The sequence below is a fragment of the Caballeronia terrestris genome, assembly GCF_001544515.1.
Classification (GTDB): domain Bacteria; phylum Pseudomonadota; class Gammaproteobacteria; order Burkholderiales; family Burkholderiaceae; genus Caballeronia; species Caballeronia terrestris.
Map to the genome: position 1 here is coordinate 1 of NZ_FCOL02000577.1, position 693 is coordinate 693.

The following is a 693-nucleotide window of genomic DNA, read 5'->3' on the forward strand; positions in this document are numbered from 1 at the left end:
GCACAAGTACGTTGAGTTGCGACAATTGATCGTGCGGTTTCAGCCTGTCATTGAGTGGACCTTCGTGTTCGAGGCGAAACGCTGCGTTGTTGGCGTGGTACAGCCATTTATCGAGGTTCGGCGCTTTCAGCTTGGCGCTGCGCGTATACACGGCTTTCATCGCACCGCACTCGGAATGCCCACACACAACAATATTCGCGACTTTCAGCACCAGCGCTGCGTATTCGATCGCGCTTGCCTCGGAAAGGTCACCGGTAGAGACCCCTTCCGCAGTGACCGGCGGTATCAAGTTGCCGACGTTGCGCATCGTGAACAGATCGCCCGGATGGGTCGAGGCAAGCAGGTCTGGCACAACCCGGCTGTCCGAGCACGTGATGAAGAGCGTATCAGGTGTCTGTGCGAGCGCGAGTTCGCTAAATTGCTTCGCGTATTGCGGTAGCATCTTCTCGCGGAATTCAACGATGCCCATTATGAGTTTGTCCATGGTTTGCCTCCGAAAGGGCTAGTCGTGTGCTGTCGAAGTTGCCGAACCTCCAAGCCCTTGCGAGTCGGGGATACGGGCCAACGCCAGATCCTCGGGAAAGGGGAACATAGAGGCGATCGCGCGATCGAGCAGTGCCAGCTCGACGCGCAAAGCGTCATGACGATGTTCCGGTAGGCTCTGGATGAGATTCTCTATTGCCGCGCGTAGAC

The 693-nt window shown here is 57.1% G+C and carries 1 protein-coding gene and 1 pseudogene; both read right to left on the reverse strand.

All coding sequences use genetic code 11. From position 1 onward, the window contains the following. A partial coding sequence (locus AWB67_RS39040) for a carbonic anhydrase (protein WP_087660947.1) occupies positions 1–484 on the reverse strand: 484 nt, incomplete at its 3' end. 18 nt (positions 485–502) lie between these two features. Next, positions 503–693, reverse strand: a pseudogene (locus AWB67_RS42930) (DUF2254 domain-containing protein); the annotation flags it as partial.